Raw genomic sequence first — 16245 nt, 5'->3', positions numbered from 1 at the left:
GTTATGCCGTGAGCGGAGCCGGGAAGCACGGCGGTCCGTGCGGCGTTGTCGACCTCGGATACTGAGATGCTTACTTGATTACATCGATGGCGATGACGTGACGGAGGCGGACATGGGAATGCCGGGAAACGGCTGGCAGGTGATGGCGTCGTTCCGCAGGGACAGCTCCGTCACCAGGCAGAAGCTCAAGCCCGGCACCGTCGGGCGGATCGCGGGATATGCCCGTCCCTACCTCAGGGAGCTGGTGCTGTTCCTCGCGCTGAGCTCGCTGTCCGCGCTGATCGTCGTCGCCAACCCGCTGCTGCTGAAGGCGATCATCGACCGCGGTATCGTGCCGGGCCGGCAGGGCATCGTCCTCTGGCTCGCCGTCGCCGTCGCCGGGCTCGCGCTGGTGGAGGCGGTCCTCGGCCTGGTGCAGCGCTGGTACTCGGCGCGCATCGGCGAAGGGCTGATCTACGACCTGCGCAGCCAGGTGTTCGCGCACGTCCAGCGGCAGCCCGTCGCGTTCTTCATGCGCGCGCAGACCGGCTCGCTCGTCAGCCGCCTCAACAACGACGTCATCGGCGCGCAGCGCGCCCTCACCACCACCCTGTCGTCGGTGGTGTCGAACGTGATCAGCCTGATCCTGGTGCTGGTCACGATGCTGATCCTGTCGTGGCAGGTCACGGTGATCGCGCTGCTGCTGCTCCCGGTCTTCATCCTGCCGGCCAAGTGGGTCGGCAAGCGGCTGCAGCGGGTCAGCCGGGAGCAGATGGTGCTGGACGCCGAGATGGGCTCGCTGATGACCGAGCGGTTCAACGTCGCCGGCGCGATGCTCGCCAAGCTGTACGGCCGGCCCGCCGAGGAGGAGGAGAACTTCTCCGGCCGCGCCGCCCGCGTCCGCGACATCGGAGTGGTGGCCGCCATGTACGGGCGGGTGTTCTTCACCGCGCTGACGCTGGTCGCGGCGCTGGCGACGGCCATGGTCTACGGCGTCGGCGGCTACCTGGTCGTGGACGGCACCTTCCAGCTCGGCACGCTCGTCGCGCTCGCCACCCTGCTGACCCGGATGTACGGGCCGCTGACCGCGCTGTCGAACGTCCACGTGGACGTCATGACCGCGCTCGTCAGCTTCGACCGGGTCTTCGAGGTGCTCGACCTCAAGCCGCTGATCCGCGACAAGGACGCCGCCCGCGCCCTGCGGGCGGCCGGTGAGCCGTCGGGGAACGGCGCGCGTCCCGCGCAGCCCCCGCGGGCGCCGTCGATCGAGTTCGACCACGTCCGGTTCGCCTACCCGTCGGCGGACGAGGTGTCGCTGGCCTCGCTGGAGTCGATCGCGCGCACCGACACCGCACCCGGCCGGGAGGTGCTGCACGACGTCGACTTCCGCGCCGAGCCCGGGCAGCTCGTCGCGCTCGTCGGGCCGTCCGGTGCCGGCAAGTCGACGATCACGCATCTGGTGTCGCGGCTGTACGACGTGTCCGGCGGCGCGGTCCGGATCGGCGGCACCGACGTCCGGGACGTGACGCTGGAGTCGCTGCGCGCCGAGATCGGCGTGGTCAGCCAGGACGCGCACCTGTTCCACGACTCGATCGGGGAGAACATGCGCTACGCCCGTCCGGACGCCACCGACGAGGAGATCGGCGCGGCGCTGGAGGCCGCGCACATCGGCGCCCTCGTCGCCGCGATGCCGGACGGCCTGGACACCGTCGTCGGCGACCGCGGCTACCGGCTGTCGGGCGGGGAGAAGCAGCGGCTCGCGATCGCCCGGCTGCTGCTCAAGGCGCCGTCCGTCGTCGTGCTGGACGAGGCGACCGCGCACCTGGACTCCGAGTCCGAGGCGGCCGTCCAGCGGGCGCTGCGCACCGCGCTCGCCGGCCGGACGTCGCTGGTGATCGCGCACCGGCTGTCCACGATCCGGGAGGCCGACCAGATCCTGGTGATCGACGACGGCCGGGTCACCGAGCGCGGCCGGCACGAGGAACTGCTGCTCGCGGGCGGCCTGTACGCCGAGCTCTACCGGACGCAGTTCGCGCACCAGCGCGACGGGCGGCGCGAGACCGAGACGCTCGTCGCCGAGTGACCGCTCAGGCGTCCGGGCCGGTCCGGTAGCCGAGGCGGCGCAGCTCGGTCCCGGCGACCTTCTCGACCTGGGCGGCCTGCCGCGGCGTGAGCCGCTCGCGCCACGACCCGACGCCGCCGTCGTCGGCGTCCCCGATGCGCGCCAGGCCGGAGAGGGCCGTCTTCGGGATCGGCGCGTCCAGGTACACCGAGAGGTCGGCGCCCACGCGGCTCGGCCGGGCGATCAGGTCCTCGTAGCGGACGGTGAACAGCTGCTCCTCCGGGACCTGCTGCCGGAGCCTCGCGCTGAGCCGCACCGAGCCGCGCCAGCGCAGCGCGCACTTCACGGCGGGTGCCGCGCGCGGCCACCGGTTGCGGTCGGTGTGGTCCTCGACGCCGAAGAACGGGTTGGGGAACACCGTGTCGAGATTGGCCAGGCCGGGCTTGAACCAGGCGAGGCAGCGCTCGTCGTCCAGCATGTCGGCGACCACGTCCCGGCCGTCCCGGATCACCTGGACGAACTGGGCGTCGGGGAAGGCGTCCAGGAGCACGTCGGCGCTGTAGATCAGGTCGGGGGAGGCGTCGGCGAACCGGGCGAGGCCGTGCGGCTCCACGCACGGCGCGGGCAGCTCGCTCCCGGGTATCGGGCGGCCGGGCGGGACGGGCGGACGCGGCGGCAGCGCGGCCAGCTCGCGGCACTCGTCCGGGCACTGCGCGCAGGCCCGGGCCGACACCTGCCACGCCTCGGCGTAGGCGTCCCGCAGCACCCGCGCGGCACCCTTCCCGCGCTCGGTCGCGATCGACGGCTGCCGGGCGAACGCGTACGTGACGCGCAGGACGCCCGGACGGCCGGTGGTGAGATGGAAGCCGGGGGTCCGCTTGACCGCGCGCGCCAGCAGCTCCGCACCGGAGTGCGGAGCGCCCAGGATGAACACCGGGCGGCGGACCTTGGTGCCGTTGATCACCAGGATGTGCGGCGTCGACCTCATACGGGGCCAAGTTTGTCACCTTTTGAGGGTTGGCCGGTCCGTGACTCCGCGTAATGGGCGGCCCGATATCCATCCGTTAACCGGGACGGACGCGGGCCCTCGCCCGGCACCTACGATGTGAAGGATGGACGTCTCCCTGACGCTTGCCGAGTTCTTGCCCGAGGCCGGGGCGATCACCGTGCTGACCGGCGCGGGGATATCCACCGACAGCGGCATCCCCGACTTCCGCGGCCCGGAGGGCGTCTGGACCAGGGACCCGTCGGCGGAGGCGATGTCCACGATCGGGTCCTACCTCGCCGACCCCGCGGTGCGGCGGCGCGCCTGGCGGTCGCGGCGCGACAGCCCCGTCTGGGAGGCCGAACCCAACTCCGCGCACGCCGTCCTCGTCGACCTGGAGCGGGCCGGGCGGCTGCGTGCGCTGATCACGCAGAACATCGACGGGCTGCACCAGCGCGCCGGATCATCCGCCGCGAAGGTCATCGAACTGCACGGCACGGCCCGGGAGGCCGTCTGCCTGTCCTGCGGCCTGCGCACCCCCATGCCGGAGATCCTCGCCCGCGTCGACGCCGGCGAGGACGACCCGCCATGCGCGGAGTGCGGCGGCGTCCAGAAGGCCGCGACGGTCTCGTTCGGCCAGGCGCTGGAGCCGGACGTGCTGGACGCGGCGGTCGACGCCGCCCGCTCCTGCGACCTGTTCCTCGCCATCGGCACCTCGCTGACGGTGCAGCCCGCCGCCGGGCTGTGCCTGGAGGCGGTCGGCCACGGTGCCCGGCTGGTGATCATCAATGCCGAGGAGACGCCGTACGATGGGCTGGCCGACGCGGTCCTGCGGCGGCCGATCGGCGAGACGCTGCCGCGCCTCGCCGGCCTCGCGCTCGGCACGGGGCGATGATCTGTTGGCGGGTCGTGACCGGTCGCCTCTTCCACTGGCGTCCGGATCCTGACAAGCTCTATCCGTTGCGGTGCGAGGAGGGATCGGGTTGAACAGCGGGGGCGCCCGCGCGGAGGTGGCCGACGGGCCGCCGGCCGCGCCGGCCGTCGGCATGCCCGGCGGCCGGACCTCAGCCCGCAAGACCCGCAGGTACGGGCGGTTGCGGCCCGGCGACCGGGTCGCGGTGATCGCGCCCAGCGGGCCCGCCGACCCCGCCCGGCTGGAGGCCGGCTGCGCCGTCCTGCGCGACCTCGGCCTTGACGTCGTGGTCGGCAAGCACGCCCTCGACCGTGTCAACCTCGGCGCGTGCGGGCCCGTCCGCGACGACTGGCACCGGCTCGCCGGCAGCGACCCCGACCGGGCCGCTGACCTGCGGGACGCCTGGTGCGACCCGCGCGTCCGCGCGGTGATCTGCGCGCGCGGCGGATACGGTGCCACCCGAGTCCTGGACCACCTCGACTGGGACGCCCTGGGCGCCGCGACCGAGGCGTCCGCCGCCTCCGGCGGCGGCCCGAAAATCCTGCACGGTTCCAGCGACATCACCGCCCTGCACGCCGCGTTTGGAACGCGCCTGAACGTCACGACGTCCTTCGGGCCGATGCCCGCCGGCGTCCTCGCCGAGCCCGGCCCGGACGGCGACACCCTCGCCGGCCTGCGCGCGGCGCTGTTCGGCGGTCCGGTGACCCTGCCCGGCACGCGCTCCCTGCGGCCGGGACGCGCGGAGGGCCCGCTCACCGGCGGCACCCTCGCACTCCTCACGGCCCTGCTCGGCACCCCCTACGCCCCGCCGCCCGCCGCCGGCCGCATCGTCTTCCTGGAGGACGTCACCGAGGCGCCCTACCGGATCGACCGGATGCTCGTCCAGCTTCTCCAGGCCGGCTGGTTCGACGGCGCGGCCGGGGTGGCGCTCGGCTCCTGGCGGGACTGCGGAGACCCCGCCGAACTCGACTCGGTGTTCGCCGCGCGGCTCGGGCCGCTCGGCGTGCCGGTGCTGGCCGGAGTCGCCGCCGGGCACGGCCCGCGCCAGCTGACCCTCGAACTCGGCGCCCCCGCGGTGCTCACCGCCGCACCCGAAGATCCGCGCCCCGCCGCGGCGGACCCCGGCGCGCTCACCCTCGAAGCGCCCCCGGGAGGTGCCCGATGAGCGGCCGCCATGCCCGTCCCGAACGGTGGGACGAGGGGACCCTCGAATCGCTGCTGGTCCTGGTCGCCGAGAGCCTCGGCTACCGCTGCACGCGCATGCCCGGCGAGGTGATGCTGCTGGAGGGGGCCGGCCGGCTGCATGTCAGCCTGCGCGACCTGCGGCAGCTCGCCCGGCTCGTCCCGCGCGACGACTGGCCCGCGCTGGTCTCCGACCACGTCACCACGATCGTGACCGCGATCGAGGAACCGCTCGACCTGAGCGACTTCGACCTCGCCCAGCACCTGCTGCGCACCCGCATCTACCCCGCCGCGGCCGATAACGGCGCCCTTGCGGCCCGGCCGTTCGCGCCCGGCCTGATCGAGGCGGTCGTCGTCGACACGCCCACCACCGTCCGGACGGTCACGACCGACGAGATGAACGGCTGGCCGGTCTCCGGCGACGCGCTGTTCATGCTGGGGCGTGCCAACGTCCGCGCCGACGGGCCCCTCCAGGTGGACGAGCAGGACCTCGGCGGCGTCCGCGTCTGCGTCCTGCACGGCTGGACGTTCTACGCCGTCACCCACCTGGCGTGGCTGGAGGAGTACCTGTCGATCGGGCCTTACGGGGCGCTGGTGATCGCGCCCAACCGCAGCCTGATCGTCGCCCACCCGCTCCGGATCTCCGAGGGGCACCCGAGGGCGCGCTACCGCGCGGCCGTGGCGGCGGCCACCGAACTGCAGGCGCAGGCCCACCGCGCCTATGAGGAAGGCCCCGGATCGCTCAGCCCGCACCTGTACTGGTGGCGCGCCGGTGAGCTGAGCTACCTCGCGACCCGCTACGAGGGCGACACGCTGATCCTGCCGGAGGAGTTCGCCTCCGTCCTCACCGCGCTCGCGGCCGAGCACTGACGCGGGTCGCCGCCGCCCCGGCTCGGTGCACTTCTAGACGCGGACCGGCTCGGGTTCGGGCGCCGCGGCGGGAGGCTTGACCGTCAGGGCGGGCAGCAGGACGTGGGTCAGCGGCCCGATCGCGACCGCGTACAGGAGCGTCCCGACGCCGACGGTGCCGCCGAGCAGCCAGCCGGTGCCGAGCACGGTCAGCTCGATCGCCGTCCGCACCACCCGGATCGAGTGGCCCCGCGCGGCGAGTCCGGTCATCAGCCCGTCGCGCGGGCCGGGGCCGAGCCCGGCGCCGATGTAGCAGCCGGTCGCGAAGCCGCCCACCAGGACCGCCGTGATCAGGTAGGCCCAGCGCGCGGCGAGCGCGTCCGGCGTGGGCAGCAGCCACAGGAACAGGTCCGCGAAGGCGCCGATGAGGATGACGTTGCTGATCGTCCCGATGCCGGGCCGCTGCCGCAGTGGAATCCACGCCAGCATCACGACCGCGCCCGTGATGATGATCCACACGCCGATCGACAGGCCGAAGCGGCGGGAGAGGCCCTGGTGGAGGACGTCCCACGGGTCGTTGCCGAGTCCGGACGCCACCTGGAGTGCGATACCGAGCCCGTAGAAGGCCAATCCGGCATAAAGTTGCACCAGCCGACGCGTTATCAAGGCCATTACCCGCTCCTCAGTCCATGAGTGGCCATCTTTTCGCCTATCCTGACGCAAAGTGGCCTGGCCGATATAGGGCCAATGTGTAAAAATGGCTTGCATGAGCACGCGTTATGTGAGCGGACCGCACCTGGCCCGCCTCCTGGGGGACGTGTCGAGGGAGCGCCCCGTCTATGCCGCGCTGGCCCGGTCCGTGCGCGGCCTCGTCCTGGACGGGCGGCTCGCGCTGCGGACCCGGCTGCCCGCCGAACGCGACCTCGCCGCCGCCCTCGGCGTCAGCCGCACCACCGTGACGACCGCCTACGACCGGCTCCGCGACGAGGGGTACATCGAGAGCCGGCAGGGCGCGGGCAGCTGGACGGCGCTGCCCCCGGTGCGGATGTCGTCCGCCGAGCCGCGCCCCGCGCCGCCGGGCGGCCGGTTCGGCAGGGCCCACCCCGCGCCGGACGACGCGTCCTTCATCGACCTCGGCTGCGCCACCCCCGGTGCGCCGGCGATCTTCGCCGAGGCCGTCGCCGCCGCCGTCGACGAGTTGCCCCGCTACAGCTCCGGACCCGGCTACGAGCCCGCCGGTCTCGCGAGCCTGCGGCAGGTCATCGCGGACGGGTACGCGGCGCGCGGCGTCCCGACCCGGGCCGACCAGATCGTCGTCACCACCGGCGCGCAGCACGCGTTCACGCTGCTGTCACACCTGCTCGTGGAGGCGGGCGACGCAGTCATGGTCGAGCGGCCCACCTACCCGCACGCGCTCGGCGCGCTGCGCCGCCGCGGCGCCAGGCTCGTCCCCGTCGGCGTCAACGAGGGCTGGGACGTCGAACTCGCCGCGGGCGCCATGCGGCAGGCCGCCGTCCGGATGGCGTACACGATCCCCGACTTCCAGAACCCGACCGGCCACCTGATGGCGGCCGACGACCGGGCCGCGCTCGTCGACGCCGGACGGCGCGCCGACGCGTTCCTCGTCGCCGACGAGACGTTCGCCGACCTCGCCCACGACCTCGACGCGCCGCGCGAGCCGCCGCTCGCCGCCTACGACACCGGCGGCCGGGTCATCACGGTCGGGTCGGCGTCCAAGCTGCTGTGGGGCGGGCTGCGCATCGGCTGGATCCGCGCGACCGCGCCGCTGGCCCGCCGCCTGACGCTGGCCCGCGAGCCGTTCGACATGGCCAGCCCGGTGCTCGACCAGCTGATCGTCCGGGAACTGCTGCTGCGGGTGGAGGAGGTGCGCGCCGAGCGCGCGGAGAGCCTGCTACGCGGCCGGGACGCGCTCGCCGGGGCACTGCGCGAGCTGCTGCCCGGCTGGGAGTTCCGGCTGCCGGGCGGCGGCATGTCGCTGTGGGCGCGGATCGGCACGCCCGTCGCCACGGCGCTCGCCGAGGCGGCCGAGCGGCTCGGCGTCCGGGTCGTCGCCGGCCCGGTGTTCGGCGCGGACGGCGTCCTGGAGGACTACGTCCGGCTGCCGTACGTGCTGCCGCCCGACACGCTGCGCCTGGCCGCCGAACGCCTCGCCCTCGCCTACCGCGAGGTTCGGTCGGCCCCCGCCGCCCGTCCCCTGCCCGCCTACGTCTGACCGGGAGCCCGCGTCAAGGCGCGCCCTGGATGTAGCCGACGAGGTGCTCACGCTCGCTCTGCAGCTCGTCGATGGCGCTCTTGACGACGTCGCCGATGCTGACGATCCCGGTGAGCCGGCCGTTCTCGACGATGGGCACGTGCCGGAACCGGTGCTCGGTCATGGTGCCGCGCAGCTCCTCCACCTCGGCGCCGGGACCGCAGGTGTGGACCTCGGTGGTCATGATGTCGGTGACGGGACGGTCGAGCAGCCCCGCGCCGGCGTCGTGCAGCCGCCGCACCACGTCGCGCTCGGAGACGATGCCGGCGATCGCCGCGCCGTCGGGCGAGACCACCACCGCTCCGATGTTGTGCTCCGCCAGGACGGCGAGCAACTGCCGCACGGTGGCCTCGGGCCGCACCGTGGTGACCGTGTCTCCCTTACGCCGCAGGATGTCGCGAATCCGCATGTCTCACGCTCCGGTGCCGGTTTCGGGCCCGTGGGGGCGACGGCCGCCGTGCCGGTCGCCGGGCCTGTTCTGTCAAGGTCGCATGTTCCGGCGCCGAGGGAAAGCCCGCCGCGGCAAACCGTTCACGGCACTTGCCCCGCGGCTACGGGGCGAGGAGGCGGCCCAGCGCGTTGAGGGCGGGGGTGAGGAGGCGTCCCGCGGGGCCCGCGTGGGCGAGCGCGGCGCGGGCGGCGTTGGCTCCGCAGGCGCCGTGGACGCCGCCGCCCGGATGGGCGGACGCGGACGCCAGGTAGAGGCCCGCGACCGGGGTCTCGGCGCGTCCGAGGCCCGGAACGGGGCGGAACACGAGCTGCTGGTGGATCAGCGAGGTTCCGCCGTTGAGCGCGCCGTTCACCAGGTTGGCGTCGTGGGCCTGGAACGCGGGCGGCGCGATGACACGGCGGCCGGCGATCCGTGCGCGGAAGCCGGGCGCGAGGCGCTCCACCATGTGCTCCACGCGGTCGGCCATGGCGGCCTGCTCGCGTTCGTCCCAGGTGCCGGTGATCCCGTCCGGCCCGGCGTCGGCCTTCACCCGGTGAGGGACGTGCGTGTACGCCCACACCGACTCGGTCCCGGCGGGCGAGCGGGCGGGGTCGGCGACCGTCATCTGGCCGAGGAGCGCGAACGGCTCGGCCGGGACGCGGCCGGTGGCGAGATGCGCGCTGTGGCCGGTCAGCGCGTCCATGCCGGGGGACAGGTGGACGGTCCCGGCACGCCCGGCGCCGGGGGACGACCAGGGAATGGGGCCCGACAGCGCCCAGTCGACCTTGAAAGTGGCCTGGTCCCAGCCGAACCGGCGCATGTCCGCGCGCAGCGATGCGGGCAGGTCGGACCAGCCGACCAGGCCGCCGTACAGGGCGGGTGCGGACACGTCCGCGAGCACGGCCCGGGCGGCGCGCACCGGCTCCCCGGACGCGGTCCGCACCCCGAGCGCGCGCCCGTTCCGCACCACGACGGACGTGACCGGGGTGTCGCAGTGGACGCGCCCGCCCCGCGACTCCAGCCGCCGCACCAGCGCGGCCGTCAGCTCGCCCGCCCCGCCCTCGGGCACCGGCCAGCCGTACCGCTGCCCGATCATCGCGAGCAGCCAGCCGAACAGCGCCCCGGCCGTCGACTCGGGGAACAGGTCGGTGTGCAGCGCCGACCCGGCGAGCAGCAGCCGCCCGCCCGGCCCGGCGAACTCCTGCTCACCCAGCGTGCGGGCGGGCGCCAGCAGCGACCGCGCGACGCGCAGCCCGCCCGCGCGGCGCATCGCGGCCGCCAGCGGCAGCGCGGCCCGGACCGGCGGGAACGGGGTGAACAGGGCGCGCAGGACCTCCTCCCCGATCTCGTCCCAGAGCCCGCACAGCCGCAGCCACGCCGCACCGTCGCCCGCGCCGAGCGCGTCGAGGTTCGCGGCGGTCGCGTCACGGTCGCGCTCAAGGACGGCGCAGCGCCCGTCCGGCAGCGGGTGGGCGAGGACGGCGGGCGCATGCCGCCACCGCACCCCGTACCGCTGGAGGTCCAGCGCGCGCATCGCCGGGGACGCCACGCCGAGCGGGTAGAACGCGCTGCACACGTCGCTGACGTAGTCGGGATGGACGCCCCGGTCGCTGCGCACGGCGCCGCCCGGCTCCGGCTGCGCCTCCAGGACCGCCACGTCCCAGCCCGCGTCGGCCAGCATGTTCGCCGCGACGAGCCCGTTGTGGCCCGCCCCGATGACCACGGCGTCCACCATGTGGCACCTCCCGGGTGATCACCCTACGGGCGGCCGGAGCGGACGGAGCGACGATCCGGTCCCGGGCGCGCTCCGGGCGTGCGGGGCCCGGCGGCGGTGAGCGAACCGCCCTGGACGCCCGTGATGTGCTCGATGATCCAGTGCGCGACGACGCCGGGATGGCTGCGCGGCACCCAGTGCCCGGCCTCGACGGTACGGAGCGACAGGTTCGGGACGCGTCCGGCGAGCCCGCCCACCAGGTGCGGCGACACGAACAGGTCTCTGGTGGGGACGATGACCTGCGTCGGCACGTCCGTGCGCCGGTCGCGCGGCCGGCGGAGCCTGTGCAGCATGTTCGCCCGGTACAGCCCGACCCCGGCCGCGGCGTCGCGCGCCACCGTCCTCGCCGGGTGGCCGGGGCGCGGCGCGACGTCCTCGCCCGCGGCGAGGGCGCGGGTGAACAGCGTCGCCAGGCCCGCCCCCCACAGCAGTTCCGGTAGCAGCGGCAGTTGGAAGAAGTAGATGTAGGACGATCGCAGGCCCTGCCCCGCCGCCCGCTTCAGGTTGGACGGGGTGGGCCGGGCCAGGTTGCGCCGCATCCAGTGCCCCACGTGGTCCAGGCAGGGCCCGGAGATCGAGGTGAAGGAGGCGAACCGGTCCGGCATCGTGCAGACCGCCTCCCACGCCTGGATCGATCCCCAGTCGTGCCCCACCAGATGCACCTCGCGCTCGGGGGCGGTGGCGTCCAGCACGGCACACATGTCGGACATCAGGTAGTCGAACGTGTAGCGCCTGCGTCCGAACGGCCGAGACGACACGCCCGCGCCGCGCACGTCGTACCGGACGACGTGGAACCGCCCGGCGAGCCGCCCGGCCACCTCGTCCCACACCGCGTGGGTGTCGGGGTAGCCGTGCACGAGCAGGACCGTCGGCCGCGACCGGTCGCCCTGCTCGTAGACGGCCAGGTCGACGCCGTCGCCGCGGACCCGGCGCCTGCGGGCCGGGGCGGCGCCGGCCGCTTTATTGGACATCCTGCTAATGAATCGCCGAATCGTCCCGCGGTCAAGGCGACGCGGCGTGAGCCCCGCCACGGCGCGAAGCGACGCCCGCGCGGCGCGGCGGCCCGGGCCCTCGGGCAGGACGATGCGGAACGAGCCGATGTGCGTGATGGCGAGTGCCGCCCTCACGGGGCGATGCGCTCCGCACCCGCATAGACGTTCATGCTCTCGCCCCGCACGAACCCGACGAGCGTCATGCCGGCGTCCTCGGCGAGCTCCACCGCCAGCGACGACGGCGCCGACACCGCCGCCAGCACCGGCACGCCCGCCGTCATCGCCTTCTGCGTCAGCTCGAAGGACGCGCGCCCGCTGACCATCAGGACCGTCCCGGCGAGCGGCAGCCGTCCCTGCCGCAGCGCCCACCCGATCACCTTGTCGACCGCGTTGTGCCGCCCGACGTCCTCGCGCACGGCCAGCGGCCCGCCGCCCGCGTCGAACAGCCCGGCGGCGTGCAGCCCGCCCGTCCGGTCGAACACCCGCTGTGCCTTCCGCAGCCGGCCGGGGAGCGCCGCCAGCACCTGCGGCGCGAGCCGCACCGGATCGCCGGCCACCTCGTAGGGCCGGCCGGCGCGCAGCGCCTCGATGCTCGACTTCCCGCATACGCCGCACGCACTGGTCGTCGTGAACGCGCGGGTCATCGAGTCGCCCGGCGGCGGCACCCCGGGCGCCAGCGCGACGTCCAGCGTGTTCTGCTCGGCCGTGTCGGCGCAGTACCGCATGGCCCTGAGGTCCCGCGCGTCCCCGATCAGGCCCTCGGCCGCCAGGAACCCGGCGACCAGATCGAAGTCGTGCCCGGGTGTCCGCATCGTGATCGTGAGCGGCTTCCCGGCGACGCGGATCTCCAGCGGCTCCTCCACCGCGAGCGTGTCGGGCCTGCGGCCCCGAGTCCCGGTCGTGCTCAGCCGCAGCACGGGCCTGCGCACGGTGATCCGCCCCATGGACGGAACCGTACCCAGGAAGCCCGCGGGTAAAGAAAAGTTCGGACGGGTGCGTCCCGTTCATGGTCCCTTTTTCGTCGGGACGGGACGCCCTGGCGCACGGGGCGCCCGGGGACCGAGCATCGGAACGTACCGATCGGCGGCCCACGGGGACCAGGGGCCGCCGCACCGACACACGGGGAGTACCACCACCAATGCGCAAGTTCCTGCTCGTATCCGCCCTGCTCGGCGGTCTGGCGCTGACCACCGCCGGCTGCGAGCTGACCAAGACCGTCTCCGCCGGCACGGTGGAGAAGGAGATCGTCGCGAAGTTCGGCCCGCCCTTCGACGACGGCGGCATCGGCCCGGCCACCGCCGAATGCCCAGAGGACCTCAAGGGCGAGGTCGGCGCCACCGTCCAGTGCACGGTCAAGGACGGCAAGGGCGGCACCTACCCGCTGACCGTGACCGTCACCTCGGTCGAGGGCGACCAGGTCCGCTTCACCATGAAGGAGCCCCCGCAGCCGAAGGGCGCCGGCTGACGCGCCGTCAGTCGCGGCGGTCGATGTTCCAGTTCGCCACGATCGCCGCGAACGGCGGGATGGCCAGCGCCACCACCGCCATCGCGATCGCCGCGGGGTGCGACCACAGCCGCACCACGGTCCACGACAGGACGAACAGCGTGAGGCACGTCCCCATCATGATCGTGTAGGCCAGCCTGCGCCGCCTCATGTACCCACCGTACGCCGTCCCGGCCGGGCGGAGGTGGCGGAGGCGTACGGGAATCGAACCCGCCGTCCCGAGATCCTCGGGACCGTCGGCTTTGAAGGCCGGGGAGGCCACCAGGCGCTCACACGCCTCCGCAGGCGATCTTAGCCGCCGTAGAGGGCGTCGATGGCGGGGGAGTACTTGGCGTGGACGACGCGGCGCTTGAGTTTGAGGGTCGGGGTCAGCTCCTCGCTCTCGGCGGTCCATTCGGCGGGCAGCAGGCGCCACTTCTTGACCTGCTGGACGCGGGCCAGGCGGGTGTTGGCGTCCTCGACGGCCTTGGCGACCTCGTCCAGGACGAGGGGGTGCTCGGCGAGGGCGGCGAGGTCGGTGGAGTCGATGCCGTGGGCGGCGGCCCACACGGGGGCGACCTCGCCGTCGAGGGTGATGAGGGCGACGATGTAGGGGCGGCGGTCGCCGAAGGCGAGGGCCTGGCCGATGAGCGGGTGCTCCTTGAGGTGGTTCTCGATCAGGGACGGGGCGATGTTCTCGCCGCCCGCGGTGATGATCAGTTCCTTCTTGCGGTCGACGACGGTGAGGAAGCCGTCGGCGTCGAGGCGGCCGATGTCGCCGGTGCGCACCCACCCGCCGGCGTCGAGGAGGTCGGCGGTCGCGTCCGGCCGGTGCAGGTAGCCGGGGGTGCAGGTGGCGCTGCGGACGAGGATCTCGCCGTCGCCCGCGAGCTTCAGCTCGACGCCGGTGAACGGGCGGCCGACGGTGCCGAGCTTGAAGGAGTCGGCGAGGTTGGCGGTGACGGCGCCGGTCGTCTCCGTCATCCCGTAGGCGTCGAAGATCTTCAGGCCGAGGCCGGCGAAGAAGCGGGCGACCTCGACCGGCAGCGGCGCGGCGGCGCTGGACGCCTGGTGGACGCGGTCCAGGCCGAGCAGGGCGCGCATCGGGGTGAGGACGGCCTTGTCGGCCGCCTCGAACGCGGCGGTGATCTCGGGGGTGGGCGTGTTGCCGTACTCCTGGGCCGTCACATAGGCGCGGCCGGCGTCCAGGGCGCCCGCGACGGCCTGTTTCCTGGCCGGGTCCTGCTCGGTGGACAGGACGGCCTGGATCCCGGCCATGATCTTCTCCCAGACGCGGGGCACGCCGAAGAACGAGTGCGGGCGCACCTCGCGCAGGACCGTCGTGAGCTGGGCCGGGTCGGGGCAGAAGTGGATGTGGGACGCCAGCCGGACCGGCAGGTAGTAGCTGAGGACGCGGTCGGCGATGTGCGCGAACGGCAGGTAGGAGACACCGGCCGGGTGCTCGGGCAGCGCGGAGCTGCGCTTCACCATCTCCGCCTCCTGCAGCACCATCGAGTGGGTGATCAGGACGCCCTTGGGGTCGCCGGTGGTGCCGGAGGTGTAGAGCAGGGTGACGGTGTCCTCGGGCTTGACGGCCCGCCACCGGCGGTCGATCTCATCCGGGTCGGCGGCGAGGCGCTCGCGGCCGAGGGCCGTGAAGGCGTCCCAGGTGAGGTAGCGGTCGCCGGGCGGGCAGGCGCCGGCGTCCACCACGATGATCTTGCGGAGCTCGGGGAGCCGGTCCAGGACGGGCCGCCAGCGGGCGAGCTGGTCCTCGCCGTCCAGGACGGCGTACCTGGCCGAGCAGTGGCCGGCCACGAACGCGACCTGGTCGGGCGCGAGCGTCGCGTACACGGTGGCGGGGACGCCGCCCGCGTGGACGGCGCCGAGGTCGGCGAGGACGTGCTCGGAACGGTTCGGCATCATCAGCGCGACGACGTCGCCGGGCGCAAGGCCGAGGGCGGCGAACCCGGCGGCCGTCTCCAGCGCGCGGGTCCGGGTGCCGGCCCAGGTCAGGGTCTTCCATTCGCCGTCGATCCGGTCGGAGTAGGCGGGCCGCCCGCCGTGCGCCCGCGCGGTCGCGGCCAGGCTGGTGCAGATCGTCTCTCCCGCGACGGCCCGGTCGAGTTCGGCCCGCTGTTCCCGAATCCCCATGTCGCCCCTTGCTGTAAGCGCTGACTTGCAGAGGGGAATCGCATCATGCCGAACGCGGTTCGGACAAGGGGTCTCCGGATTTCCGCCCTGGTCGGGCGGAGTGTTCGGCCCATCGTGACCGCCCGCGTACTGTCCGCTCCTTGATCATTTATGGGGCTTGTGCGTTAAATCGTGCGGGTGGCCCGCCTCATCCCCACCGCCCGCCTGACGCAGTACGCCCGCGGCGGCGGCTGCGCATGCAAGATCCCGCCCGGCCTGCTGGAGCGGGTCGTGACCGGTCTCACCGGCGGGGACGACGCGCTGCTCGTCGGCGGACCGGACGGCGACGACGCGGCCGTGCTGCGCATCGGCGGCGGCCGGGCCGTGGTGTCCACCGCCGACTTCTTCACCCCGGTGGTCGACGACGCCTACGACTGGGGCCGCGTCACCGCCGCCAACGCGCTGTCGGACGTCTACGCGGTCGGCGGCGAGCCGCTGATGGCCGTCAACCTGCTCGGCTGGCCCGTCGACACGCTGCCCGTCGAACTGGCCCGCGAGGTCCTGCGCGGCGGCCGGGACGTCGCGGCGCTCGCCGGCTGCGCGATCGCGGGCGGGCACAGCATCGACGACCCCGAACCCAAGTACGGCCTCGCCGTGACCGGGATCGCCGACCCGGACCGGCTGCTCACGCTGGACGCCGGCCGCCCCGGCATGCCGCTGACGCTGACCAAGCCGCTCGGCACCGGCGTCCTCCTCGCCCGGCACAGGGCGACCGGGGAGGTGTTCCCGCACGCGGTGGAGACGATGACGCGGCTCAACGCCGAGGCGGCGCTCGCCGCGATCGAGCGCGGCGCCGCGTGCGCGACCGACGTCACCGGGTTCGGGCTGCTCGGCCACCTCTACAAGCTGGCGCGGGCGAGCGGCGTCACGGCCGTCGTGGACGCCTCCGCCGTGCCGTACCTGGACGGGGCGCGGGCCGCCGTCCGGGACGGCTTCGTGCCCGGCGGCACCCGGCGCAACCTGGCGTGGGTGTCCCCGCACACCGGCTTCCGCCGGATCGCCGAGGAGGAGCGGCTGCTGCTGGCCGACGCGCAGACCTCCGGCGGGCTGCTGGTCGCCGGCGAGATCCCGGGCGCCCCGGTCATCGGCGAGCTCGTCCCGCGGGCACGGCACACGCTCATCGTCCGCTGA

General features: G+C 74.1%; 15 protein-coding genes and 1 tRNA gene. 7 read left to right on the top strand and 9 right to left on the bottom strand.

Annotated elements, in window-relative coordinates; genetic code table 11:
- Positions 1–112 precede the first annotated feature (112 nt).
- Positions 113–2062, top strand: a complete 1950-nt coding sequence (locus tag ACQP1N_RS19080; protein WP_407642192.1) for an ABC transporter ATP-binding protein — start codon at positions 113–115, stop codon at positions 2060–2062.
- Positions 2063–2066: 4 nt separating this feature from the next.
- Here ACQP1N_RS19080 and ACQP1N_RS19075 read toward each other — a convergent pair whose 3' ends face one another.
- On the bottom strand, positions 2067–3029 hold the full coding sequence (locus ACQP1N_RS19075; protein WP_433225688.1) for a sulfotransferase family protein: 963 nt from the start codon (positions 3027–3029) through the stop codon (positions 2067–2069).
- A 124-nt stretch (positions 3030–3153) separates the two neighbouring features.
- Between ACQP1N_RS19075 and ACQP1N_RS19070 the strand changes: the two genes are divergently transcribed.
- From ACQP1N_RS19070 to ACQP1N_RS19060, 3 genes are all read left to right on the top strand, one after another.
- The gene (locus ACQP1N_RS19070) at positions 3154–3921 is read left to right on the top strand and encodes an SIR2 family NAD-dependent protein deacylase (protein ID WP_067795890.1); all 768 of its coding nucleotides are present in this window, start codon (positions 3154–3156) and stop codon (positions 3919–3921) included.
- Between the two features lie 88 nt (positions 3922–4009).
- Positions 4010–5104, top strand: coding sequence for a S66 peptidase family protein (locus ACQP1N_RS19065; RefSeq protein ID WP_433225686.1), 1095 nt, complete (start codon positions 4010–4012; stop codon positions 5102–5104).
- A complete protein-coding gene (locus ACQP1N_RS19060) occupies positions 5101–5991 on the top strand; it encodes a hypothetical protein (RefSeq protein ID WP_067795888.1) in 891 nt (296 codons plus the stop codon). The genes ACQP1N_RS19065 and ACQP1N_RS19060 overlap by 4 nt, the downstream gene beginning before the upstream one ends.
- A gap of 33 nt (positions 5992–6024) precedes the next feature.
- Here ACQP1N_RS19060 and ACQP1N_RS19055 read toward each other — a convergent pair whose 3' ends face one another.
- The gene (locus ACQP1N_RS19055) at positions 6025–6642 is read right to left on the bottom strand and encodes a YczE/YyaS/YitT family protein (RefSeq protein ID WP_067795885.1); all 618 of its coding nucleotides are present in this window, start codon (positions 6640–6642) and stop codon (positions 6025–6027) included.
- 94 nt (positions 6643–6736) lie between these two features.
- Here ACQP1N_RS19055 and ACQP1N_RS19050 point away from each other — a divergent pair, with 94 nt between their 5' ends.
- Positions 6737–8203 (top strand): PLP-dependent aminotransferase family protein, encoded by a 1467-nt coding sequence (locus tag ACQP1N_RS19050; protein WP_067795881.1) that lies wholly within the window; start codon positions 6737–6739, stop codon positions 8201–8203.
- Between the two features lie 13 nt (positions 8204–8216).
- Here the strand turns inward: ACQP1N_RS19050 and ACQP1N_RS19045 are convergent, their stop codons facing one another.
- The 4 genes from ACQP1N_RS19045 to fdhD all read right to left on the bottom strand — a co-directional run bounded on the left by ACQP1N_RS19045 (position 8217) and on the right by fdhD (position 12382).
- Positions 8217–8651 (bottom strand): CBS domain-containing protein, encoded by a 435-nt coding sequence (locus tag ACQP1N_RS19045; protein WP_067795878.1) that lies wholly within the window; start codon positions 8649–8651, stop codon positions 8217–8219.
- 142 nt (positions 8652–8793) lie between these two features.
- Complete coding sequence (locus ACQP1N_RS19040; RefSeq protein WP_067795875.1) at positions 8794–10407, bottom strand: phytoene desaturase family protein; 1614 nt, start codon at positions 10405–10407, stop codon at positions 8794–8796.
- Between the two features lie 23 nt (positions 10408–10430).
- Complete coding sequence (locus tag ACQP1N_RS19035) at positions 10431–11417, bottom strand: alpha/beta fold hydrolase (RefSeq protein ID WP_084262755.1); 987 nt, start codon at positions 11415–11417, stop codon at positions 10431–10433.
- Between the two features lie 152 nt (positions 11418–11569).
- Complete coding sequence (gene fdhD / locus ACQP1N_RS19030) at positions 11570–12382, bottom strand: formate dehydrogenase accessory sulfurtransferase FdhD (protein ID WP_067795872.1); 813 nt, start codon at positions 12380–12382, stop codon at positions 11570–11572.
- Between the two features lie 194 nt (positions 12383–12576).
- Here fdhD and ACQP1N_RS19025 point away from each other — a divergent pair, with 194 nt between their 5' ends.
- Positions 12577–12903 (top strand): DUF4333 domain-containing protein, encoded by a 327-nt coding sequence (locus tag ACQP1N_RS19025; protein ID WP_067795869.1) that lies wholly within the window; start codon positions 12577–12579, stop codon positions 12901–12903.
- A 7-nt stretch (positions 12904–12910) separates the two neighbouring features.
- On the opposite strand, the gene ACQP1N_RS19020 is transcribed toward ACQP1N_RS19025, so the two are convergent.
- From ACQP1N_RS19020 to ACQP1N_RS19010, 3 genes are all read right to left on the bottom strand, one after another.
- Entirely contained in the window at positions 12911–13093 is a 183-nt protein-coding gene (locus tag ACQP1N_RS19020; RefSeq protein WP_433225681.1) for a DUF3099 domain-containing protein, read from the bottom strand.
- A gap of 34 nt (positions 13094–13127) precedes the next feature.
- Positions 13128–13223: transfer RNA gene (locus ACQP1N_RS19015), tRNA-Sec, on the bottom strand.
- A gap of 10 nt (positions 13224–13233) precedes the next feature.
- Positions 13234–15075: an AMP-dependent synthetase/ligase gene (locus tag ACQP1N_RS19010; protein WP_433225679.1), complete on the bottom strand. Its 1842-nt coding sequence runs from the start codon at positions 15073–15075 to the stop codon at positions 13234–13236.
- A 177-nt stretch (positions 15076–15252) separates the two neighbouring features.
- Here ACQP1N_RS19010 and selD point away from each other — a divergent pair, with 177 nt between their 5' ends.
- Entirely contained in the window at positions 15253–16245 is a 993-nt protein-coding gene (selD, locus tag ACQP1N_RS19005) for a selenide, water dikinase SelD (RefSeq protein ID WP_207393968.1), read from the top strand.

The sequence above is a fragment of the Actinomadura formosensis genome, assembly GCF_050948385.1.
Taxonomy (GTDB): Bacteria; Actinomycetota; Actinomycetes; order Streptosporangiales; family Streptosporangiaceae; genus Spirillospora; species Spirillospora formosensis.
Note: the sequence above shows the minus strand (reverse complement) of the source record. Positions and strands in the feature narration are given on the sequence as shown.

What these genes read in the sequence shown, in the direction of transcription:
- ACQP1N_RS19045 (WP_067795878.1), bottom strand. Translation starts at nt 8,651, where the DNA reads ATGCGGATTCGCGACATCCTGCGGCGTAAGGGAGACACGGTCACCACG.
- ACQP1N_RS19010 (WP_433225679.1), bottom strand. Translation starts at nt 15,075, where the DNA reads ATGGGGATTCGGGAACAGCGGGCCGAACTCGACCGGGCCGTCGCGGGA.
- ACQP1N_RS19060 (WP_067795888.1), top strand. Translation starts at nt 5,101, where the DNA reads ATGAGCGGCCGCCATGCCCGTCCCGAACGGTGGGACGAGGGGACCCTC.
- ACQP1N_RS19040 (WP_067795875.1), bottom strand. Translation starts at nt 10,407, where the DNA reads ATGGTGGACGCCGTGGTCATCGGGGCGGGCCACAACGGGCTCGTCGCG.
- ACQP1N_RS19025 (WP_067795869.1), top strand. Translation starts at nt 12,577, where the DNA reads ATGCGCAAGTTCCTGCTCGTATCCGCCCTGCTCGGCGGTCTGGCGCTG.
- ACQP1N_RS19050 (WP_067795881.1), top strand. Translation starts at nt 6,737, where the DNA reads ATGAGCACGCGTTATGTGAGCGGACCGCACCTGGCCCGCCTCCTGGGG.
- ACQP1N_RS19035 (WP_084262755.1), bottom strand. Translation starts at nt 11,417, where the DNA reads ATGTCCAATAAAGCGGCCGGCGCCGCCCCGGCCCGCAGGCGCCGGGTC.
- fdhD (WP_067795872.1), bottom strand. Translation starts at nt 12,382, where the DNA reads ATGGGGCGGATCACCGTGCGCAGGCCCGTGCTGCGGCTGAGCACGACC.
- ACQP1N_RS19075 (WP_433225688.1), bottom strand. Translation starts at nt 3,029, where the DNA reads ATGAGGTCGACGCCGCACATCCTGGTGATCAACGGCACCAAGGTCCGC.
- ACQP1N_RS19080 (WP_407642192.1), top strand. Translation starts at nt 113, where the DNA reads ATGGGAATGCCGGGAAACGGCTGGCAGGTGATGGCGTCGTTCCGCAGG.
- ACQP1N_RS19020 (WP_433225681.1), bottom strand. Translation starts at nt 13,093, where the DNA reads ATGAGGCGGCGCAGGCTGGCCTACACGATCATGATGGGGACGTGCCTC.
- ACQP1N_RS19070 (WP_067795890.1), top strand. Translation starts at nt 3,154, where the DNA reads ATGGACGTCTCCCTGACGCTTGCCGAGTTCTTGCCCGAGGCCGGGGCG.
- ACQP1N_RS19055 (WP_067795885.1), bottom strand. Translation starts at nt 6,642, where the DNA reads ATGGCCTTGATAACGCGTCGGCTGGTGCAACTTTATGCCGGATTGGCC.